This is a genomic window from Microbulbifer sp. 2205BS26-8 (assembly GCF_030731025.1).
GTDB classification, from domain to species: Bacteria; Pseudomonadota; Gammaproteobacteria; order Pseudomonadales; family Cellvibrionaceae; genus Microbulbifer; species Microbulbifer spongiae.
The window spans coordinates 1-21,657 of the sequence record NZ_JAVAMR010000052.1; the positions used below are offsets into that span (position 1 = coordinate 1).

Annotated in this window: 19 protein-coding genes; 6 read left to right on the forward strand and 13 right to left on the reverse strand. The window is 53.8% G+C overall.

Going from position 1 to position 21,657, the window contains the following annotated elements:
* Window positions 1–198 precede the first annotated feature (198 nt).
* Window positions 199–351 (reverse strand): hypothetical protein, encoded by a 153-nt coding sequence (locus Q5Y71_RS14150; RefSeq protein WP_306042760.1) that lies wholly within the window; start codon window positions 349–351, stop codon window positions 199–201.
* 587 nt (window positions 352–938) lie between these two features.
* A complete protein-coding gene (locus Q5Y71_RS14155) occupies window positions 939–2,042 on the reverse strand; it encodes a phosphoribosylaminoimidazolesuccinocarboxamide synthase (RefSeq protein WP_306042761.1) in 1,104 nt (367 codons plus the stop codon).
* Window positions 2,043–2,301: 259 nt separating this feature from the next.
* Here Q5Y71_RS14155 and Q5Y71_RS14160 point away from each other — a divergent pair, with 259 nt between their 5' ends.
* Complete coding sequence (locus tag Q5Y71_RS14160; RefSeq protein ID WP_306042762.1) at window positions 2,302–2,889, forward strand: DJ-1/PfpI family protein; 588 nt, start codon at window positions 2,302–2,304, stop codon at window positions 2,887–2,889.
* Between the two features lie 81 nt (window positions 2,890–2,970).
* On the opposite strand, the gene Q5Y71_RS14165 is transcribed toward Q5Y71_RS14160, so the two are convergent.
* A complete protein-coding gene (locus Q5Y71_RS14165) occupies window positions 2,971–4,062 on the reverse strand; it encodes an AI-2E family transporter (protein WP_301416950.1) in 1,092 nt (363 codons plus the stop codon).
* Between the two features lie 20 nt (window positions 4,063–4,082).
* Window positions 4,083–4,361, reverse strand: coding sequence for a sulfurtransferase TusA family protein (locus tag Q5Y71_RS14170; RefSeq protein ID WP_306042763.1), 279 nt, complete (start codon window positions 4,359–4,361; stop codon window positions 4,083–4,085).
* Between the two features lie 208 nt (window positions 4,362–4,569).
* On the opposite strand from Q5Y71_RS14170, the gene Q5Y71_RS14175 reads away from it, so the two are divergent.
* Window positions 4,570–6,078 carry a M48 family metalloprotease gene (locus tag Q5Y71_RS14175; protein ID WP_306042764.1) on the forward strand — a complete coding sequence of 503 codons (1,509 nt, stop codon included), beginning with the start codon at window positions 4,570–4,572 and terminating at the stop codon, window positions 6,076–6,078.
* A 220-nt stretch (window positions 6,079–6,298) separates the two neighbouring features.
* Here Q5Y71_RS14175 and groL read toward each other — a convergent pair whose 3' ends face one another.
* The 3 genes from groL to Q5Y71_RS14190 all read right to left on the reverse strand — a co-directional run bounded on the left by groL (window position 6,299) and on the right by Q5Y71_RS14190 (window position 8,966).
* Window positions 6,299–7,942: a chaperonin GroEL gene (gene groL, locus Q5Y71_RS14180; protein WP_306042765.1), complete on the reverse strand. Its 1,644-nt coding sequence runs from the start codon at window positions 7,940–7,942 to the stop codon at window positions 6,299–6,301.
* A gap of 47 nt (window positions 7,943–7,989) precedes the next feature.
* Window positions 7,990–8,283 (reverse strand): co-chaperone GroES, encoded by a 294-nt coding sequence (gene groES, locus Q5Y71_RS14185; protein ID WP_301416942.1) that lies wholly within the window; start codon window positions 8,281–8,283, stop codon window positions 7,990–7,992.
* Between the two features lie 215 nt (window positions 8,284–8,498).
* Window positions 8,499–8,966 carry an FxsA family protein gene (locus Q5Y71_RS14190; protein WP_306042766.1) on the reverse strand — a complete coding sequence of 156 codons (468 nt, stop codon included), beginning with the start codon at window positions 8,964–8,966 and terminating at the stop codon, window positions 8,499–8,501.
* Between the two features lie 141 nt (window positions 8,967–9,107).
* On the opposite strand from Q5Y71_RS14190, the gene cfa reads away from it, so the two are divergent.
* The gene (gene cfa / locus Q5Y71_RS14195) at window positions 9,108–10,253 is read left to right on the forward strand and encodes a cyclopropane fatty acyl phospholipid synthase (RefSeq protein WP_306042767.1); all 1,146 of its coding nucleotides are present in this window, start codon (window positions 9,108–9,110) and stop codon (window positions 10,251–10,253) included.
* A gap of 396 nt (window positions 10,254–10,649) precedes the next feature.
* Here the strand turns inward: cfa and Q5Y71_RS14200 are convergent, their stop codons facing one another.
* Window positions 10,650–11,057 (reverse strand): hypothetical protein, encoded by a 408-nt coding sequence (locus Q5Y71_RS14200; protein ID WP_301416936.1) that lies wholly within the window; start codon window positions 11,055–11,057, stop codon window positions 10,650–10,652.
* 913 nt (window positions 11,058–11,970) lie between these two features.
* On the reverse strand, window positions 11,971–12,198 hold the full coding sequence (locus tag Q5Y71_RS14205; protein WP_306042768.1) for a hypothetical protein: 228 nt from the start codon (window positions 12,196–12,198) through the stop codon (window positions 11,971–11,973).
* Window positions 12,199–12,504: 306 nt separating this feature from the next.
* On the opposite strand from Q5Y71_RS14205, the gene Q5Y71_RS14210 reads away from it, so the two are divergent.
* Entirely contained in the window at window positions 12,505–13,062 is a 558-nt protein-coding gene (locus tag Q5Y71_RS14210; RefSeq protein ID WP_306042769.1) for a hypothetical protein, read from the forward strand.
* A gap of 415 nt (window positions 13,063–13,477) precedes the next feature.
* Here Q5Y71_RS14210 and Q5Y71_RS14215 read toward each other — a convergent pair whose 3' ends face one another.
* Window positions 13,478–14,101, reverse strand: a complete 624-nt coding sequence (locus Q5Y71_RS14215; protein ID WP_306042770.1) for a MarC family protein — start codon at window positions 14,099–14,101, stop codon at window positions 13,478–13,480.
* Between the two features lie 756 nt (window positions 14,102–14,857).
* On the opposite strand from Q5Y71_RS14215, the gene Q5Y71_RS14220 reads away from it, so the two are divergent.
* Both Q5Y71_RS14220 and Q5Y71_RS14225 read left to right on the forward strand, forming a co-directional pair.
* On the forward strand, window positions 14,858–16,033 hold the full coding sequence (locus tag Q5Y71_RS14220; RefSeq protein WP_306042771.1) for an efflux RND transporter periplasmic adaptor subunit: 1,176 nt from the start codon (window positions 14,858–14,860) through the stop codon (window positions 16,031–16,033).
* Window positions 16,034–16,048: 15 nt separating this feature from the next.
* The gene (locus Q5Y71_RS14225) at window positions 16,049–19,192 is read left to right on the forward strand and encodes an efflux RND transporter permease subunit (protein ID WP_306042772.1); all 3,144 of its coding nucleotides are present in this window, start codon (window positions 16,049–16,051) and stop codon (window positions 19,190–19,192) included.
* A gap of 1,015 nt (window positions 19,193–20,207) precedes the next feature.
* Here the strand turns inward: Q5Y71_RS14225 and Q5Y71_RS14230 are convergent.
* From Q5Y71_RS14230 to Q5Y71_RS14240, 3 genes are all read right to left on the reverse strand, one after another.
* A complete protein-coding gene (locus Q5Y71_RS14230; RefSeq protein WP_306042773.1) occupies window positions 20,208–20,714 on the reverse strand; it encodes a hypothetical protein in 507 nt (168 codons plus the stop codon).
* Window positions 20,711–21,046 (reverse strand): PadR family transcriptional regulator, encoded by a 336-nt coding sequence (locus Q5Y71_RS14235; RefSeq protein ID WP_306042774.1) that lies wholly within the window; start codon window positions 21,044–21,046, stop codon window positions 20,711–20,713. The genes Q5Y71_RS14230 and Q5Y71_RS14235 overlap by 4 nt, the downstream gene beginning before the upstream one ends.
* Before the next feature lie 361 nt (window positions 21,047–21,407).
* Window positions 21,408–21,657, reverse strand: a 250-nt coding sequence (locus Q5Y71_RS14240) for a hypothetical protein (protein ID WP_306042775.1), incomplete at its 5' end; no start/stop codon positions are given.

Below are 21,657 nucleotides of genomic sequence, written 5' to 3' on the forward strand. Positions count from 1 at the left end.
TGTTAGACAACTCCGGTTCAAACACCGGACTCAGCACTTGATGCAGTGCCTGTTGAATGAGCCTGTCTAGCATCGTGGGTATCCCCAGTTGCCGTTTACCACCGCCGGGCTTGGGTATTTCTACCTTGCGCAGGGGTTGTGGCTGATAAGTTCCACTCAACATGTTCCGGCCAGTGGGCTTTCAGATTGGCTTTTAACTCACATAACCTTCAGCCCATCTATTCCCGGTGCGCCTTTGTTGCGTCGCACACGGTCGTAAGCATGTAATATATTCGGTCGATCCAGTACCGCAGCAAGAAAATCCTTCGGCTTCTCATGGAAATAGCCCTCACCTACCGTGACGTTTGTCACCTTACTCACCTGCTCACGCAAATACCGTTTACGCCCCTCAGCGGTAAGTGCCTGCAGCTCAGCAGGCTTTTCTGCTACTCATATCGTCATCGGGAGTTTAGTTTCCAATCTGTTCCTCGTGTTTTGCCCTTCAGCTTGCGGTAACCAACCTACTATGGCTTCGGCTGACATCTGTGACTCCATCGCAATATCTCGTAATACTGCTAGCCAGAGGCAGAGCGACAGATCTCCCAAGGTAATGCGCGTGACCTTTCCACTTATACCCGCCGCATCTACGTTCGCAGTTTCTGTGCAAGTATCCGGCTTTGAAGACAATGGACTTCTCACCCACTGCGACCACCTTTTATGCGATTTCTGTTCGTCGGGCCAGTGTTTTGCCTTCAGCTTTCTTCAGATTCCACCTCACAATGGACAGCCTTGCCGTTCGGCTAATCGTTCCCCTTACCGGGCCGATAGGGGACTTTCACCACCAAGTCATCCAACCGCCACCACGCGTATCGGAACAACGCCGTAAGGCGTTACACGCCATACTTGGCGCACCATAAAAAAACCGGCGCGAAGGCTGGTTGTTATCGATTGGGACAAAATCAGTCGACCAGGGCGTACTCCTTGCGCAGAACCTCGATCAGCTCTGCTTTGGGGTTGCCGGACAGTTCGAGCGTCTTGCCGGTAATCTTTTCCGCAATGCCCACATAGGTGGCGGAAAGATCCATCAGCATGGACTCTGGCAACAGGCTGTCACGGGCCAGGGCCTGGCGCTCCTGCATACGGTCCTTGTTCAGCAGGATATCGGCATCCGCAAAGTGATTCAGCAGGGCCTGGCGGAAACCCTCCTTGGAGTTTTCCACCACCTTGCCTGCGCGGTACTGCTCCCCGTCCCAGATACGGGAGGAGTCCGGGGTGCCCACCTCATCCATATAAATGAGTTTTTCCGCTCCGCTGGCATCGGTGACATAACCGAACTCAAACTTGGTGTCGACAAAAATCTGATCGAGCTTTGCCAACTCGGCAGAAATCACATCGAAACCCTCTTTCAGCAGTTTTTCGTAGAGGTTGATATCGTCGGCGCTGTGAAAATTAAACGCCGCAACATTGTCTTCGATATTCCTGCGGGTGATATTCACATCGTCCGCTTCCGGTACGCCGGGAATGTCTTTGAGGATTCCCTTGGTGGAGGGGGTAATCAGCAGCTCGGGCAACTTCTGGTCTTTTTGCAGGCCGTCGGCAATCTCGATGCCGCAGAACATGCGCTCCCCTTTCTGGTAGGAGCGCCACATGGAACCGGTAATGTACTGGCGGGCGATGGCCTCAATCATGACCGGGCGCGCCTTCTGTACGATCCACACCAGCGGGTGCGGAATATCCAGGATATGGCTATCAGCCAGGCCCTGTTCCTTGAACCGCTTGAACCAGTGGTTGGAGATGGCATTCAGCGCCGCACCTTTGCCGGGCACACCGCGCATGCCACCTTCACCGGTCCAGATACAGTCGAAAGCGGAGATACGGTCGGAAATCACCATCACCGCCAGAGGGGCGTCCGGCGCTACCGGGTAGCCTTTCTCCTCAATCAGGCGGCGGCTGTCAGCCTCGGTCAGCCAATAAACGGTACGGACTTTACCGCTGTGGATGGGCTTGTCAGTACGGATCGGCAAGTCATTATTGACCGCCAGGACTTTGTCAGCCAGATTCATGGGCGCTCACCTGTTTGAAGGGACCAACGAAAGGAAAGCGCGGCATTCTAGCAAATGCCGCCACTTGCAGACAAAGAAAAGATCGGCACTAAGTGCGAAGTTTCCGCAATAAGGCCGCTGCGGTAACCTGGGACCGAATCTACAACAGTAATAAAAATGTGTAGAAACACTGTAACGGAAGCGCTACGATCCAGCAGACGCACAATCGCGATGGAATGCCATGCAGTGAGTGCGCAAGGCCTTTAGAAGAAGAGTGGATATGACAAAGATTGCGGTGATCCTTACCCAGGGCTTTGCCGATTGGGAATACGCCCTGATCGCCGGGACCGGCGGCCCGTTTTACGGTATGCAGATCGAGTTCTTCGCCCCGCAAGCAGAGCAGTTACTGTCCCAGGGCGGGCTGACAGTGGTCATCTCCCGCCAACTGAACGAGATCAAGGATTTTCAGCCCACAATCATTGTTGTGGTTGGCGGTACCCTATGGGAAACCACACGAGCACCTGATCTTACCAGCCTACTGTGCACTCACCATAAACGTGGCGGCACCGTTGCCGGAATTTGTGGGGGAACACTGGCACTGGCCAGGGCGGGCATTTTCAATGCCGCAGGCCACACATCGAACAGTGCGGCGTTCTTAAAGCAACACGCCCAGGACTATCGCGGTGAAAAACACTACCGAGAAAGTGCCGCTGCCGTATCTGATCAGGGGGTGATCTCCGCACCGGGAACGGCTCCGGTTTCCTTTACCGCAGCGGTATTTGAAGCCGCTGGTTTGCCAGCGGACACGCTGATGCAATTCAGAGCCATGCTCGCTGCCGAGCACGCTGCCACTGAGCTTGCCGGCTAGAGCCCGGCCATTCACACACCATCCAGCCCAGTTCGCCAGCGGTGCCTGTCTCTGCCAGCACCCGCCGTTTCAAACTTCCGCTCAACCCTGCTCCGGTATCTTCCTGGCCTCCCATTCCGCCTGGTGCTCACTGGTGGGCCAGGCACTCATGATGGCTTTGAGCAGGGTTGCCAGGGGAATGGCGAAGAAAACACCCCAGAAACCCCAGATGCCGCCGAAAAAGAGTACCGCGAGGATAATGGCCACCGGGTGCAGGTTGACTGCTTCGGAAAATAACAGCGGTACCAGCACATTGCCATCGAGCAACTGAATGATGCCATAAGTGAGTATCAGGTAGAGGAACTCATTACTCCAGCCCCACTGGAACAGACCGATTGCGGCTACCGGGATGGTCACCACAGCTGCACCAATATAGGGGATCAGCACACTGAAGCCCACTGCCACCGCCAGCAACAATGCATAGTTCACCCCCAGAAACAGGAAAGCAACGTAGCTGACCACTGCCACAATACCGATTTCCACCACCTTGCCGCGCACATAATTGGCCACCTGGTCATTCATCTCATACCAGATCTGGTGCAGCATGGGGCGCTCTTTGGGTAACAGGGAGGTACACCAGCGGATCAGCTGGTCGGAATCCTTCAAAAAGAAAAATACCAGAATCGGCACCACCACCACGTAAATCAGCAATCCGGCAAAGATTGGCAGGTTGGTCAGGGAGAAGGCCAGCAATGTCTGCCCGATCCCCCCCAGCTCACTGCCGAGGATATCGAAGATCTCGTCTATCTGCGCCGCAGAAATCAGGCGCGGGTAGCGCTCGGGCAACAGTAGCAACAGCTCCTGGCCGCGCTGCACCATATTCGGCAGCTCCGCACCCAGCCGCACCAGTTGGCGCCAGATAATCGGCAGGACGACAAACAGCAGTGCCACAATGGTGCCCACCAACACCACGCAGGACAGGGTCACCGCCAGCCAGTGGGGCACCCGCCAGGATGTCAGTTTCTGCACCATGCCCTGCATCAAAAAAGCGATGACCAGGGCGGTGAGCACAGGGGCCAGTACCACCCCGAGAGTGGCCAGCACCACCAGGGCCACGGCAAGCAGCAATACGAGCAACACCACCTCTTCCTGGCTGAAGTAGCGGTTCACCCAGCTTTTTACAATTGAAAACATAGACTCTCTGGATTGGTTGTTCATTTGCCAGCATATAGCCAATATAGAAACGTATCGTTACGCTGCTCGGCGCGCAGCAGGGTTCTGCCACTCAGAGCGGCAAAGCTGTGAAAATCCCGCCATGAGGCCTCATCCGTGGCCAACACACACAACAGAGTGCCCGCCTCATACGCACCCAGGGCCCGGCGCAGAGCCAAAAGAGGTTGCGGGCATGGCAGGTCCCGCGCATCCACAACCGCAGCCGCTTCCCATTCGGGGGGCGGCTGCGCGGGCGCTGTTTCAGCGGGGGTCAGTGCCATTGGTTACTTGGTCACAGGCTTTGGATTGCTGCGGATTATAGCGCGGAATCCGCGCCAGAAGACGCCAGCGCTTTACGCTTTTTTACCGTGCCGATGGCACTGGGGTGAACCTTATAGGGTCCGCTTGGTCAAATCCTCGACAGTCCAATGGGGTTGCGTATAGAGTTGGACTATAGATCCTTCACGGACAGACTGAGCAGTAATCGAGATGACTGACCCCCAAACCACCCTGCCCCACCCAAGCGATAAACTGCCCCTTCTGCACGGCTTTCGCACCGCCCTCACGGCACTGGGCATCGGGCTGCTGCTTGCAGCCACCCCGATCACCGCCAGCACCGAAAGCGAAGAAATCCGCCTGCCGAAACTGGGGGACAGCACCAGTGGGCTTGTATCCCGCACGCGCGAAAAGGAACTGGGGCAGATGTGGCTGCGCATCTTCCGCAGCCAAGTACGTACCTCCAGCGACGCGCTGCTGCAACAGTACGTGGAAAAAACCGTAAAGGGACTTGCAGAGTACAGCCCACTGGAAGACAAGCACATCGATGTGGTTGTGGTGAACAACGAGACCATGAACGCATTCGCGGTCCCCGGCGGCATCATGGGGGTGCACACCGGCCTGTTCCTGTTTGCAAAAAATGAAGACCAGTTTGCCTCGGTCATCGCCCATGAACTGGGCCACCTGAGCCAGCGGCACTATGCCCGCTCTCTGGAGGCCCAGCGCAACAGCACGATTCCCACGCTCGCCGGTATGCTCGGCGCCCTGGTCATTGCCGCAACCGCTGGCGGCGATGCTGGACTCGCCGCGATAACCGCCACCCAGGCGGCGGCCCTGGACAGCCAGCTGCGCTTCAGCCGCAAGAATGAACAGGAGGCAGACCGGGTTGGTATTGAAACCCTGGCCAAATCCGGCCGCGACCCCAACGCCGCCGGCGAGATGTTCGAGCAGATGCTCAAAGCAACCCGCTACTACCGCCGGCCGCCTGAATTCCTCCTCACCCACCCAGTGACCGAAAAGCGGATTGCCGACGCCAAGCTGCGCTCCCAGCGCATGGCCGATGTCCCCCCCAGCGACAGTCGCGACTTCCACCTGATGCGCGCCCGTATCCGCCTCGCCACCGAGCCCACACCTCAGCAGGCCATCAAACGCTTCCAGGCGGAACTGGATGGGATCAGCGATAACGACGACGCCGCCCGTTACGGCCTGGCACTGGCGCAAATCGCCACCGGTAAACCGGATACGGCTCTGGATACCCTGCAGCCCCTGCTGGACAAAGAACCTTCAAAAGCGGCTTTTGTACTTGCGCGGGCCGATATCGATCTGATGCGTGAAGACTACACCAGCGCCACCGGACGCCTGCAGCACGCCCTCGACCGAAATCCCGGCGACCACGCCCTGACCATGGGCCTCGCCAATGCGCACTTTAAGGCTGGCAACTATCTGGCTGCCGAACGCATTCTGGCCAAATACAGCCGCGTGCGCAAAAAAGATCCCTCTGTCTGGTACCTGCTGGCAGAGACCCATGGCCTGGCCGGAGATATCGTCGGTGTGCACGAGGCCCGCGCCGAGTACTATATTCTCAACGGCGTCTTCGACAAGGCCCTGCAGCACCTGCGACACGGCATCCGCATGACAAAGAACAATTATCAGACCCACGCGATTCTTGAGCAGCGCATGAAAGAGGTCATCAAGATGCAGGAAAAGGCCAAAGAACTGTGAGCAAAAAAACTGCACAGCCGGCGACAACAAGTGCGGGAAATCGCCAGACTATGCTGCCAAGCATTCTGAAGGCCCCGCTTCAACGCTGCCGCTAGGTGGGAGACCCCTCAGGCGGCCAGCAGCTCAGACACTTTTCCCTGTTTCAAAAAAAATGCCAGCCAGTTGAGAAACTGGCTGGCATTCACGCAAATGCGGTTTTTGGGTGGGCGTAAAAGCCGACTTACATCATGCCGCCCATGCCACCCATACCGCCCATACCGCCCATGTCAGGAGCAGCAGCAGGCTTGTCTTCCGGCATTTCCGCAACCATCGCTTCAGTGGTAATCATCAGGCCAGCAATAGAAGCGGCGGCCTGCAGTGCAGCGCGGGTGACCTTGGCCGGGTCCAGGATACCCATTTCCAGCATATCGCCATACCCGCCAGTAGCGGCGTTGTAACCGAAGTTGCCTTCGCCCTGCTTCACTTTGTCTACCACAACAGAAGCCTCATCACCGGCATTGGAAACGATCAGGCGCATGGGCATTTCCATCGCGCGCAGAGCGGCTGCGATGCCGTGGTTCTGGTCTTCGTTTGCGCCAGTGACAGAAATGGCCTGGATAGCGCGAATCAGCGCAGTGCCGCCACCGGGTACCACGCCTTCCTCTACCGCGGCACGGGTCGCATGCAGCGCGTCTTCAACGCGGGCTTTCTTCTCTTTCATTTCCACTTCGGTGGCGGCGCCCACTTTAATCACGGCAACACCACCCGCCAGCTTGGCTACACGCTCCTGCAGCTTTTCCTTGTCGTAGTCGGAAGTGGACTCCTCGATCTGCGCACGGATCTGGGCAACGCGGGCTTCGATATCTTTTACCTCACCCGCACCGTCCACGATCACGGTATTTTCCTTCGAGAGGGTGATGCGCTTGGCAGTACCCAGGTGCTCCAGGGCGGTTCCCTCCAGATCCAGACCGACCTCTTCGGAGATCACGGTGCCGCCGGTCAGGATAGCGATATCCTGCAACATGGCTTTGCGGCGGTCGCCGAAGCCGGGCGCCTTGACAGCAGCCACTTTGACAATCCCGCGCATGCTGTTGACCACCAGAGTGGCCAGCGCTTCCCCTTCCACATCCTCTGCGATAATCAGCAGCGGCTTGGAGGCTTTGGCCACTTGCTCCAGCAGCGGCAGCAGATCGCGGATGTTGGAAATCTTTTTGTCTACCAGCAGAACAAACGGATTTTCCAGTTCGGCAGTCATGCTTTCCTGGTTGGTGATGAAATAGGGAGACAGGTAGCCGCGGTCGAACTGCATTCCTTCCACAACGTCCAGCTCGTTTTCGAGGCCGGAGCCCTCTTCAACGGTGATAACGCCTTCTTTGCCCACTTTTTCCATGGCCTCGGCGATAATGGTACCAACACTCTCATCGCTGTTAGCAGAAATAGTGCCCACCTGGGCAATGGACTTGCTGTCGGCACAAGGTGTGGACAGGCTGGCAATATGATCAACCGCCGCGGCAACCGCTTTGTCGATACCGCGCTTGAGATCCATGGGGTTAAAGCCGGCGGCAACAGATTTCAGGCCTTCGGTTACAATCGCTTGAGCCAGTACAGTTGCCGTGGTGGTGCCGTCTCCGGCGGTATCGGAAGCTTTGGAGGCAACTTCCTTCACCATTTGTGCACCCATATTTTCGAACTTGTCTTTCAGCTCGATTTCCTTCGCTACAGAGACCCCGTCTTTGGTGACAGTGGGGGCACCGAAGGATTTGTCCAAGACCACATTGCGGCCTTTCGGACCCAGAGTGGTCTTAACCGCGTCGGCCAGAATATTTACGCCTTTGAGCATTTTCTGACGGGCGTCGTCAGCGAAAATTACGTCTTTAGCTGCCATGATTCATATTCCTCAGATTCTTTGTGCGAGTAAGGTTAAAGGCGTAATTAGCCTTCCAACACGCCATAGATGTCACTTTCACTCATGATGATCAGCTCTTCGCCTTCCACCTTGAGGGTGTTGCTATCGGCATAGCGACCAAATACAACCGTGTCGCCAACCTTGACAGACAGCGCGCGAACATCGCCGTTGTCCAGTTGCTTGCCCTCACCTACGGCTAAGACTTCGCCCTGATTCGGCTTCTCTTTAGCAGCACCCGGCAGCACAATACCACCAGCTGACATCGCTTCCTCTTCCTTACGGCGCACTACGACGCGGTCGTGTAAAGGACGAATTTTCATGGATAAGCTCTCCATTGAGTCGTTTTAGGGTTTTCCAACATTGGCGGTACCAGCCGCTTTGACCGGCAACCTCGCCCCCACTCTGACCGGCAGAGCCGGGGCTAAAATCAGAGTTGATCCCTATCTATGGGCGCATGAATGGATTTCAACACCCTTGTGTGAAAAAACTGTAGCGAACACTGATGACACTCGATTTTGTGTATTTTTTGACCAGGTTAGTGCTTCGGACGCTGATCTTCGCCGGAGTCGCGCTTACTGCGAGAGAACTCCCCTTCAATAACATGACTGTCGCGTTTGGGCGCATGGGAACCCTGAAAGCCGCCGGGCCGCACAATGGTTACATGGCGTAGAAAGCGCCCGAGCAGCAGTTGGCGCAATCCCGGTACCAAACACGCGAACCCGAGAGCATCGGTAATGAATCCGGGGGTTAACAGCAGAGCGCCACCCACGGCAAGGAAGATACCCTCGGCCATTTCCTGCGCTGGAATTTCGCCGCTGCGCACCTTCTCTTGTGCCCGCATCAGGGTTGAAAGCCCCTGACGGCGCAGCAATGCCAGGCCAACAACCGCAGTCAACAGTACCAGACCGATGGTGGGTAGGGCGCCGATTTCCTTTCCAACAGTGATGAGCACCCACATTTCAAGCACAGGGAGGACTATAAATAACAGTAGTAAAAGGCGCATAGAAAAAATTCCTCACTGGCCGGGCACAGGAGTTACAAAGGGGTTTCAGCACCCTGGCATCCTGTATTAAATGGCGTGGGCAGGCAACTAATTCAAGGGCACCTTTTTCAACATCGCATCAGCAGCAATAAGGAGGGTTTGATGGCAAACGAACAGCAGGATAGCCTGGATGTTCCCGCAATTGGCCGCAGCCGGCATCTGGCGGACGATTTACTGGCAGAGGCAGACATTCGCATAAACGGGGACAGACCTTGGGATTTGCAACTCCATCGCGAGGAGGCACTCGACGAGATCATAGCCCGCCACAGTATGGGGCTCGGTGAGACTTACATGCGGGGAGACTGGGATGTCCAGGCACTGGATGAGTTCTTTTATCGTCTCTTGGCGGCGGATCTGGGCCGACGTATCAAAAACTGGCGCAACGCTTGGCGCGTCTTGCGCAGCTATTTTCTCAACCTGCAGAGCCGGCGCCGCGCTTTCAAGATCGGCGAGCATCATTACAATCTCGGCAACGAATTCTATACCACCATGCTGGACAACCGCCTGACATACAGCTGCGGCTACTGGCCTGGTGCCAATAGCCTGGATGATGCGCAGACGGCAAAGCTCGATCTGATCTGCCGCAAGCTGGATTTGCAGCCGGGCATGAAAATGCTCGACATCGGTTGCGGCTGGGGCAGCTTGATCGGTTATGCCGCACAAAAATACCAGGTGGAGTGTGTTGGAGTCACGGTATCCAGCGAACAGAGTGCCTATGTCAAAGAGCGTTACCCCGATCTCCCTGTCGCGGTTCACTTACAAGACTACCGCGATCTCAACGAGTCGTTCGACCGTATTGCCAGTGTGGGGATGTTTGAACATGTCGGGCGGAAAAATCATCGTACTTTTATGGAAGTCGCCAAGCGCTGCCTGAAAAAAGACGGGCTTATGTTGCTGCATACTATTGGCAAAATCGAACCCGCACCCAACAACCCCTGGATCGACAAATATATCTTCCCCAATGGGGAGATCCCTGCAGCGGGGCAAATTACCCTGGCTGCACAGGGGCTGCTGGTCTGTGAGGACTTGCACAATTTTGGCCCGGACTACGATAAAACCCTAATGGCCTGGCACCGGAATTTTGAACAAAACTGGCCGCGCTTTGCCGACCGCTACGGCAAACACTTCTATCGCATGTGGCGCTACTATCTTCTTTCTTGTGCCGGTGCCTTCCGCGCGGGAAAAATACAGTTGTGGCAGTGGATCTTTTCCAATGACCGGTCCTGGGGCGTAGAGCGCATCTGCTAAAGGGGAGATGGTATTGTGTTATCCCGGCAACCCGGATTGCCGGGGTAACCTGTGCAGCTGCGCCACAGGAGAAAATACCCGTCAGGCAATCCAGTGCCGGCCCTACATAATACTTGTCTGCAGTAACCGTAATCCAATCTTAAGAACTTCTACTCTCTGCAGGATATTCGGTTTTGCCATTCTCGACAGGATCCCCTGCCGACTTACAGCTTTTAAATGCGTATTTGCGCAGAAATCAGCGACACCACTGTAAAAAATGCTCAGCGGTTTTCCGGCAAAGACAACCCATCGGCCGACGGGTTGTCAGTGCACAACTGTTTATTGTGTATCATCCGTACCTCAAGGGAAAATCAAAGTATCACAAACGGATTTCCGGGAATTCAGCAGAGTTTATCCTTATCCCGGTTGTACACATAGACACATAAAGTATTCACTGCGCTCCACCCAGCCACTCCGGTGGGCCACATAACATACCGGCTCATCATCAAATTGGTTTCCATAAATCCAATGGGATGAAGGGTCATTGATCCCTTCGAAAATAATAGATACATCCCTTGTCACCTTACATACTGCCGCCCGCTCACTATCCTGGTCCATATCGCTGCTTTTTTCCTGCTCAGCCCGGGTACCAACCCATATTTCACAGGTTCTGGGGCAGGTTAAGGGACCTGCCCCCTGAATAAAGTTTGGATACCAACCCGCTTTGTATAAATTCATGGATAAATCTTGAATAGGATCCGCCAAACTCGCCATCGAAAAACCGGAAATAACAGCAGCGATTAAGAAATTGAATAGAGTTTTCATGATAAATTTCCTTTTTATGAATGGAGCACCTTAACAGCGCTATAACCTTACCTGAAAATCCAACTGAACCTCAATGAGGAATATCCTAAATCACGTTATTTACCGAACAATCGAACAATCGAACAATCGAACAATCGAACAATCGAACAATCGAACAATCGAACAATCGAACAATCGAACAATCGAACAATCGAACAATCGAACAGATTATCTGAACTCCATTTATTTGCAATGTCTATTAATCTGGTACAAGCGAACGAGCTTACCTCTGCGCCATTAACCAACACTCTCAAGACCCAGCATGGCATTGCAATATAGGGTGTTAATCCGGAAGAACTTACTGCCGGATCCATATGACATCTTTGGGAGAATGGTCAGTCTTGAGCCACTGGAAAATTACTGAAAAATCGGAAAAACGGAACAATATTTCCCACCTTTTTCCTGAATCAAAATTATTTCTGGCGAATCATCAAAACAACCTGTACTGTTGAGCTGTAGTCATTGGAAAGCTCGCATTGCACCCAATCATCCAACCAGGTAAATTTGAAAAACGCTGATTGGGTGCTGGGCCATTGGAATACAACCTCTCTTAAATCGTATTCCAGTGTTGGCAGATGTTCTACGCCATTAAAGCCATGGAATTTAATACTACTTTTGCAGATTCTTTTCACGCTTCAAACTGATTGTCTGCTTATAAACCATCGGATTAGTATCTCAATTTCCGCTGGCTCATTGGTTTTAGTACGGAAACCAAAACTTGGTATTCGACGATATAGATCAAAAATCTGGAATAGGATAGTGACCGATACTATCGATGGTCGACGGTTGATGTTATTGGCCAGCAGGCTAAGATAAAAAAGCGAATATCGCGCGAGCACTTCGGGGTTGAAGGTACCCTGTTCAAAGCCTGTATCTATGCCAAGTGCTTCAACTTGAAAAACAATGCTGCTGATGGACGAACTGCCGCAATACCAACTACGGGAGCAGTCAGATAAAACGCAAGCGAACTGAAGCATGCCAGGAATGGCTGTATTGCATTGGTTTGCTGAAAAATAACAAACCAGACGGCCTGAAAAGGTAACAAAAATACAAGAGTGACAAAAACTTCACTGACAACGCCACCAAACAAGAAATGATGCATTTCAGAAACATGTGGTTTTCAGCAGTTCGCAAGTATAAACCACACTGATATTGACAATCGATTGAGCCCGATCCATCCAGTGGGTACTAAACGACTGTCGATATGTTATCCAAATAGCGAATCAGCATTCGACACCGGTTGGAATATGCCATTGCTTACGAGCTATCTGGATTGCCTGGGGGTCGCGTAACAATTGTGAGCAGCCCGATCTTCCTGCCCGATTTCTCGAGGCAAGAAAGTCAGGACATAACTGTCAATTGAGCTTATGCGATGTCTTAATGTATTTAATAAAAAATGGAAATCAACATGAAACAAATAATACTCATTGTCACGTTATTATTGCCTGGTTTTGCCCTGGCCGTGCCAGACACCTGGATCGAGGTGTTTGATGGGGCAGGTGTTCTGGTGGGCCATGTTACAGAAGTTAAAGTGGGCGGTCAGGGTCACAATACACCCACCGCTGGCTGGGTACGCGGGCTGAGTACCGCAGTGGATCCTGCCACGGGGGGCGAGCTCGGCACCTTCCGGTTTGTGGCGGATATGATGATGGCCACCCACCATAATCGCGTCTATTTCACCGGAGCGGGCTGTGCAGCTGGCGGCGGGCCGATTTATTTTGTGGTCGAGGATGACCCCGCGCCCGCCGATACCATGAATGCGGAAGGCCGCGCGGGTATTTGGATGAATGCGGAGTGGGCAACTGTACCCTTGCCAGCGGGGCCTCTCCCCCCTGCCGCTGCTTATATGGATCCCTTTGGCCCCTGTCTGCCCAATCCGACCGGTGTGCTTCCTGGTGCCGCCTCACAATACCGCATGGGTGCGGGCATTACACGCGCTTATGCGCCGCCATTCGGTGTCATGTAGGCAGGATTTTCACAGCCTTGACCCTCAATCCGCTGCGGACTCTGACAAAACCCGCTGTGCATATCCAAGCAGTAAAACGTTGTGTGGGATTCCCACTCGACCAGCGCATCGCGCGCATGGCCGAGTGGTTTTTTCGGCTCTATACTGTGCATTTAACATCAGGGGCGACAGCACGGGGCAAGGTAATTGGCCTATGCAATGGCAAGTTTAAGTAGGTTGCCAGGCAATATTGAGAACGGTTAGCAGACAGCCCAAGCGGTTGGCAAAACACCCTTCCGACTGCAGTGCTCTCCCTTTCTGACAGAGCGTCTGCAAAAGCGCCCTGCTCCACAGATAGTTCAGTTATAAACCTCTACACTGAACAATGGCTTGAAATACCTTTTTCAAGGTCTGTCAAACCACCATAAAACAGGTATCAACTGAGAGCCTGGATCTGCATAGCAGTCTGAACACCTACTATCATCATTTGCACGCCAATGACTGCCAGGATCAGCCCCATTAAACGTGTGATAATATCAAGCCCGCTCTTACCGACTGCCGATAAAATTTTCGAACTAAAAATAAAACAGAAAAAAGTGATAATACACAGAATCGCAAACACAACTATTGTCACAATGATTTCTGGCCACCCATCTGCAGCCGAATAACTCATTGCTGTGGCAATAGTGCCCGGCCCAGCCAGGAGCGGTACGGCCATAGGGGAAACAGCAATATCGGCACCATCGGTCTTTTGAGACGTATGTAACTTGGAACTTGCTCCCTGAAGCATATGGTAGCCAACCAAAAAGACGATAACCCCTCCGGCAATGCGCAAGGCAGGAAGCGTGATACCAAACATGTGAAAGATGGATTTACCGAGCAGGGCAAATAATAGAATGATGATAAAGGTTATGGTCAGGGCCTTAAGTGCAATTTTAGTCTGCTCAAACTTGTCCTTGTCCCCGCTCAACCCTGCAAATACCGTTGTATTTGCTATCGGGTTCATAATTGCAAAAAACGCCATAAAAACTATTAAGGCGTGTTTAATCAGTGGGGTCATATGGGATTACTCTTCCGAAAAACCAAGAGATCTGCAGTGGTCGCTGTGCGCCTGATTATCCCGATTCCTCTGTATTCTGTAAAGGCGCACCCCCAAACTGCCGGCTGCCCATACCTTGAGAACAAAAAAATCTCCTTCTCTTCAAACACGACGCTCTGTTCACACTGTTGTCCTGGTTACAGGCTGGCCATTGCAAGTTGCCCAGGTATCGCTGTGCCCTTCCTACAGTCCAGTTTCTGTGTATTGGGGTTGTGCAAAACCTGCCAGTCACCCCGCTTCGCTGATACCGCACCTTCCCGATGAAACCCATACACCCGCAGCAATAAAGCCCACAATCCATATCTGTACCCCGAAAAGGCGGCAGCACTGGCCAAGGCGCTATGACTGCTTGGCCTGCAGAGCTGCACAAACCACAGGCACTGGAAACCTGGCCAGCCGGAATAAGCCCTACCACTGCGGATGCACACCGGGTAACTCTCCGGGGCGGGTACAGAATTGACCCGGGTGAATCAGAAAGTCAAAATGATGACACCCGCGTAACGATTTTCCTGGCAACACCGAATAACCAAAATTTTATGCTACCGCATCCAAACTCCCTCCCCGATCCGTCAATAAAACCACTGGCAACCGGCATCCATCGCTGATAGGACTCAACCCGGCGCCAACCCCATGGCCAAGGCTTTGGTTTCCGTGGTGTTATCGGGGCCGATCGACGATGACCGTTGTGGAATTTGGCAATCAGACAAGAAGATATAGATGAAAAACAAATACTTGAGAGCTGCGGCACCGGTCCTGGTGCTGGCAGTGGGTTTTGGGATCGTACAATGGATGTCTGCCGCCAAACCGGCGCCGGAAAAAAAAGAGGAGGAGCAACGCCTGGTATCGTTACTCTATACCGAGGCCCGGGAAGAATCGGTTCTGCTTACCGTCACCACTCAGGGTGTAGTGCGCCCACATACCGAAATAGACCTCACCCCTGAGGTTTCCGGCCGCATCACCCATATTTCCGCCAGTTTCGCCGAGGGCGCCGGGTTTAAAGCCGGTGAAACCCTGATCCAGCTGGACGATGCCAACTACCGCCTTGCGCTGGCCCGAGCCGAGGCCGGGGTAGCGCAGGCCCAAGTACTCCTGCTACAGGCACAGGCGCAAGCCAGCATCAAACGCCAGCAGTGGCTTTCTGCCAACCCGGATAAAGAACCGACGCCCTTGCAGGTCAATGAACCCCAGGTGAAGGAAGCCGAGGCCAACCTGCACTCCGCCAAGGCGGAACTTGCCGACGCAACACGCAACTTGGCGCGTACCCGTGTCAAGTTGCCATTCCGAGGCCGCGTGATCCGCCGCGACGCAGGTGTGGGCCAGTATGTCAGTACCGGCACGCCGCTCGGGCGTGTATTTGCCACTGATCTTGTGGAAGTGCGACTGCCGCTCACCGATTCCCAACTGATGGAACTGGGACTGCCGATGGGCTTTGTCTCCTCGACGGCCCACCCCGGGCCGATCGTCACCTTGTCCGCCCAGGTGGGTCAGACCCAGCGCCAGTGGCGGGGACGCATCGTGCGCACCCAGGCGGCCATCGACCAGCAAACGCGTTTGATATACGCCATCGCAGAAGTGCGCGACCCCTATGGCAAAGGGGCCAGCGACGGGGTACCCCTGGCAGCAGGACTGTTTGTGACCGCACAGGCAGAAGGTGTACAGGCACACCAGGCGTTGGTATTGCCCCGGGAGGCTCTGCGCAATGCCGATACGGTATACGTGATAGATGAGAATAACCGCCTGGATATTCGCACCGTAGAGGTAGTGTCCACCTCGGAAAATCGCGTCGTGGTCACCGCCGGCCTGGCCGACGGCGAAAAAGTGGTGACTTCCGCCATTGCCAATGCCGTGGATGGCATGCAGGTACAGCCCGTCACCCAACTGGCCCAAAAATAAAAACGGAAAGCGCGCATGAACAAGTTGATCGAATGGTGGGCGCGCAACAGCGTCGCCGCCAACCTGATGATGGTGGGTATTTTTGTCACTGGCCTCCTCAGCTTTGGCAGCATGGAACGGGAAATGGACCCGCAGGTGCGTTTCCCGGGGCTGGAAATCGCAGTCTCCTGGCCAGGAGCAGCGCCACAGGAAGTGGAGGAACAGATTGTGGCCCGAATCGAAGAGGCCGTCAGCGATCTCGACAATATCGATTGGGTACGCTCTACATCGGCCGAAGGCTATGGCGGTGTCTATATCCTGGCGGAAAGTGATGTCGACTTTCCCCGTTTTATGAACGAGGTCAAAATCCGGGTCGACAGCATCTCCTCTTTCCCCCGCAGCATAGAACCCCCACAGGTACGCCAATGGGTCAACCGCGATGAGTACATCCGCGTTGCCATACACGGTAACCTGGGTGAGCGTGAGCTGAAGCGCCTGGCTGAGCAATTGCGACGCGAAGCCGTCGCCCTGCCCGCCATCTCGGTGGTGGAGCTGTTCGGCACCCGCATGGAGGAAGTCTCCATTGAGGTCAGCGAGCAAGCGCTGCGCCGCTACGGCATGACGTTTCAGGAAGTGGCTGACGCCATACGCACCAGCTCCCTCAACCAGTCCGCCGGTAGCGTGCGCACGGAGGTGGGCACCTACCAACTCAAAGTCCGCAACCAGGCCGATACCAAGCGGGAGTTTGCCGATATTATCGTGCGCCAGACCGCCGATGGCGGCACCATTCGCATCGGCGATATCGCCAATGTTGTAGACGGTTTCGTGGACAACGAAATCCTCGCCACACTGAACGGTGAGCCCGCGGTGCTGCTACAAGTGATGACCACCGAAACGATGGATATTGTCACCGCTTCCGACGCCATCAGCCAGTGGATTGCCGAACGCAGCGAAACATTGCCCACCGGAGCCAAACTGACCCTGTGGACCGATGACGCCGTGGACTTCAAAGGCCGCATGAATACCATAGGTACTTCTGCGTTTCAGGGGCTGCTGCTGGTCTTGCTGGTATTGGTTTTCAGCCTGCGGCCAAAAGTCGCCCTATGGGTGGCGATAGGCATTGCCACGGCGTACGCCGGTGCATTTGTCCTGCTGCCCAGCGTAGGGGTATCCCTCAACATGCTATCCACCTTCGCTTTCCTGCTGGTGCTGGGTATCGTTGTCGACGACGCCATTGTGGTGGGGGAGAGTATCCATACCGAATCCCACCGCCCGGAACACCAGAAGCCAGGTGGCAGCCTGAGCGCCGCGGTACTGGGCACACAGCTGGTGGCCAAACCGGTCGTTTTTGCCGTGGTGACCACGATCCTTGCCTTCCTGCCATGGATCTTTCTCCCCGGTCCCACCAGTGAATTCACCCGCCACATCACTTGGGTGGTGATCCTTGCACTAACATTCTCCCTGGTCGAGTGCCTGTTTATCCTGCCCGCACACTTGCGCAACCTCAAGCCGCGCACCAGGCTCGGCCGGTTTGGGCGTGTGCAAAAGCGCATTGCCGATGGCATTGTCCATTTTGCCCACAGATACTACCGCCGCATTGGCCAGTGGGCTGTGGAACGGCGCTACCTGACACTGAGCATTTTTATCACCACCCTGATGATCGGTATAGGCATGTTTGGCAGTGGCTGGGTGAAGAAAGGCTTTATGCATGAAATTGAATCCGATGAAGTGACTGTCAATGTCGTGATGCCCGAAGGCGCACCCTACAGCCGTGCACTGGAAATACTGACCCAGCTGCAGGACGCGGAAATACGCCTCGAGCAAGAGGTAAACCAACGCACAGACGACCAGGGTGTGCTCATTGAGAACTGGTATACCCGCTCCCGTCGCGACAGTGTAATGGCCATAGTACAACTGGCCCCGCCGGAAGTGCGGGATATGTCCGCCAAAGAGGCCGCCCTGCGCCTGCGGGAGCTGATCGGCGAGATCCCCGATGCGAAAGAGGTTTCAGTACGCTATGCACTCAATGACAGTGGCCCCGGATTTGAACTGTCCATCCGCCACCCGGACCTGGATGTGCTGCGCGCCGCCACCGCCGACCTGGAGGCTCAGCTGCGCACTTATGAAAGCCTCTACGACGTGCACAACAATCTCGAAAGCGCCTCCGAGGAAATCCGCATTGATCTCAAGCCCGGTGCAACCAAACTCGGGTTGACGCTGGCGGAGGTCAACCGCCAGGTGCGACAGGCGTACTTCGGTGAAGAAGTGCAGCGCCTGCCCCGTGCCGGCCAGGACGTCAAGGTAATGGTGCGCTATCCGCTGACTTCGCGTCGCTCCATTGAAAGCCTGAAAGATTTCCGCGTGCGCACCGCAGACGGGCGCGAGGTACCCTTGCTGGCTATCGCCGAGCTGGAATACGCACCGGGCATTAAGCGCATCCAGCGCTGGAACGGCAATCGCGCGGCGCGGGTGATGGCGGACCTGAAAGACGATGTGCGCGGCGACATCATGCAGGACCTGAATGAAAACTTTTTCCCCAATTGGGAAAAACGCTATCCAGGCATTATTCGCGGCGCTGTGGGCCAGGCGGAGGGCCAAAAGAAATTCATTTCAAATGTGCTGAAACTCTACACTACAGCCTTCTTTGCCATGTACAGTCTGCTGGCGATCGCCTTCCGCAGTTATTCCCAGCCGATCCTGATCCTGATCGCCATTCCCTTCGCCTTTATTGGCGCCATCTTTGGCCACGCAGTTACCGGCATGACCTTGGCCATCTTTAGCTACTTTGGTATCGCTGCCGCAGCCGGAGTGGTGGTCAATGACAACCTCGTACTAATGGATCACTGCAACCGGCTGCGCGAGGGAGGCATGAAACCACTCAAGGCGATTGTGGAGGCCGGCGTTGCCCGATTCCGCCCGATACTGCTGACCACGGTCACTACTATTGTCGGCCTGCTGCCAATGATGCTTGAACAGAGTATCCAGGCCGCCTTTCTGCAACCCATTGTGGTGGCGCTGGCCTCGGGCGTTTTTGTGGCCTTTTTCGTCACCCTGCTGCTGGTACCGTCACTGTATGCAATTGGGCAGGATATCAGTGCACTCCCGGCAAGGGTACGAAACCGGATACTGACGATTATGACCGGGAAAATACCCAACAGCCAAACGGCAAACGCTGACTAGAGACCGGCGAATACCGGTGCAGCCAGGGCTGTGCCGGAATCGCGCGCCGCTGCCTAGAACTTGGAAAGGTGAGCCCAGATATCATATGACATCGCAGAAATATCGTAACAATAAAGGAGATATTCATATACCTTAGGTCAGTCTAGATCGAACCCAGCCAGGAAAGAAAGATGGATAGGAATGAAGACATTTTGATATTTAAAAATCTCAGGATAGGAAAAACTGGACCCAGCAACCTCTGGCTTTCATTTGACCGATAAGCTTAAGGATTATACCGCGTATCGAGAAAACCGGAAGGTGGTCACCAGAATCCTTGGGAACTCTAAGCTCGGTATGTGAGATACCGAAAGAGTCCCTGCTAATTAAGAAGCCTGTTGACAGTATCATTAAAGAGCTTTCAGGACATAAGTGGCCATATAGCTTATTGTCTAACCTCAGATTTTCGGCCTAGTTTCAGTATTTGTCAGGAATAGTGAAAGCTCTGGAAAGGTAGTAAAGTGTTTTGCCGGCATAATTTTTCTTTCAACTATTGCCGCTTTATCTCTAGTTTTTATGGGATGGCATCAGAAAAAGAGCATTTAAAGTATCCCACTACGCCTAACCAGGTTAATGAGAGCTGGCGACTTTCCTCATACCCTCATATACACGGGCGCGTAACTTAAATCCTCAAGGTATCAAAGGCACACGATTCAGAGTTTACATCTGGTATCTTGTAGACCGACTGAACGGTAAAGAGCCTCAAAAATCCGCATCAACAGATTACTTGGAAAACACATCAACTGTCTCTTATGATTATCGAGGAATCCCTTTACCAAAAATGAAACATAGCCTTACTATCATTAGGTTATTTTGGAGAAAGTGGCACTAAGGGATTGTCAGAGCCGTTTTCTGTAAAGAATTCAGATCCACAATTCATCCAATGGATATCCTTTAAGGATATTTCCCTCAATTTCTTCCACCGAAATACCATTCACTGGCAATGACGGACAAAATTCCCAATCACTGAATTCATGCTTTAGGTTTTCACGGCAACGATAATTGCGGTCAAAAACAGCGAGTAGAAAATAGCCACAAACCCCAAAATAGCTAGAGGACGTACTGGTAAGGGGTGGCGTTTAAACAGCAAGTAGCACCCAGAAACCAACAGCGCAAAGATCGAGGATGTGTGGAGCAGTACATTAATCAGGGGATGTGAACCAAAGGTTTTATCAAGGAAGATTCCAACGGCTGTCAAGACTAGGGTAATCCCTATCATTAGCCCTGCAGCCCGCAGAGCGTCCGCTTTGGTGAGTGCAATCGTGTTGTCTTTGGCATGGTTAATCATAGTGATTTCCCCCTTGTTTATTTCAAGTGATTCTCTGGCAACTGGTATTGAACCAGGATGCAGCCAGGCGTCCAGGGCACCTGTAAGTAAATCCCATAGAGTGTGCAAGCTCACAGGTTCAGCTTTTAAATATTCGGCAAGTTCCCGGCCGTATCGCCGCTGCCAGGCAGGTGGATAAAGCCTTAACAAGCATTTCATACCGGGCACCCGTCAAGTCGGTTCCGACCAATACGCCCTACTGCTGCCATTGCATCCAAACGCTCACTCAGTGCTTTTTGCCCTGTCGAGGTCAGCTCGTACACGCAGCGTCCATCTATGTGATCTTCAGACTGTGGCCGGATAAATCCACGCGCCTCAAGACGACCAAGCGCACCGTAGAGTGTCCCGGGTCCCGGCTTGTAACCGGTTACTTGATCAATGTCCCGGGCAATCGCATAGCCATGTCGAGGACACTCCGCCAGACTGATAAGAATCAGAACAGCGGGTTCGGTGAATCGGCCGAACTGGTTGAGGTCGTCGCGTTTCGGCATATGCATGACCATGAGTTACGTTTTGCGATATAGTACGTTATACGTAACCTCTGTGCAACCTCTTTAAATGGCCAAAATGACCACTACTAGTCTTGCGCCCTTTGGACACTTTACTGAATGTCAGGGATTGAGTGATTGGCTATCCGCCCTGTCTGTGTCGCGCAGCGGAACGCCCGGCGCATCCTGCACTAGCCACCGGCCACGCCTAAAGCATCACTGCTCTTAACACGACACAATGGCGACACTGCCTGTGCAGTGATCCCGGCTAATGCTTCTCTGCCCATGTAAGGAATACAATCTCACATACAGCGCTTGGGTTATTGGCCCTGTAAGTATCCAGTTGATTGACCTGCCACAAGTCTTAGCGGTATGCATAGTAAATTATCAAACACCAAACAAAACCGATGGATAAAGGTAAAAGTCGATACAGTATATTCCCTTCATCATTACTTTTCGAAGTTGCGGGAACGGTTAAGTCAAAATTGATTTTCAGGTCCTTTTTTAGCTGATCCTCTATTGCTTTTCGATTAACTTTCCATTCCTTTGCTACTCTGAGAGCAGCTCGGATGGAAATGAACGCAATCGCACAGATGATGAGCCCGATAACTGGA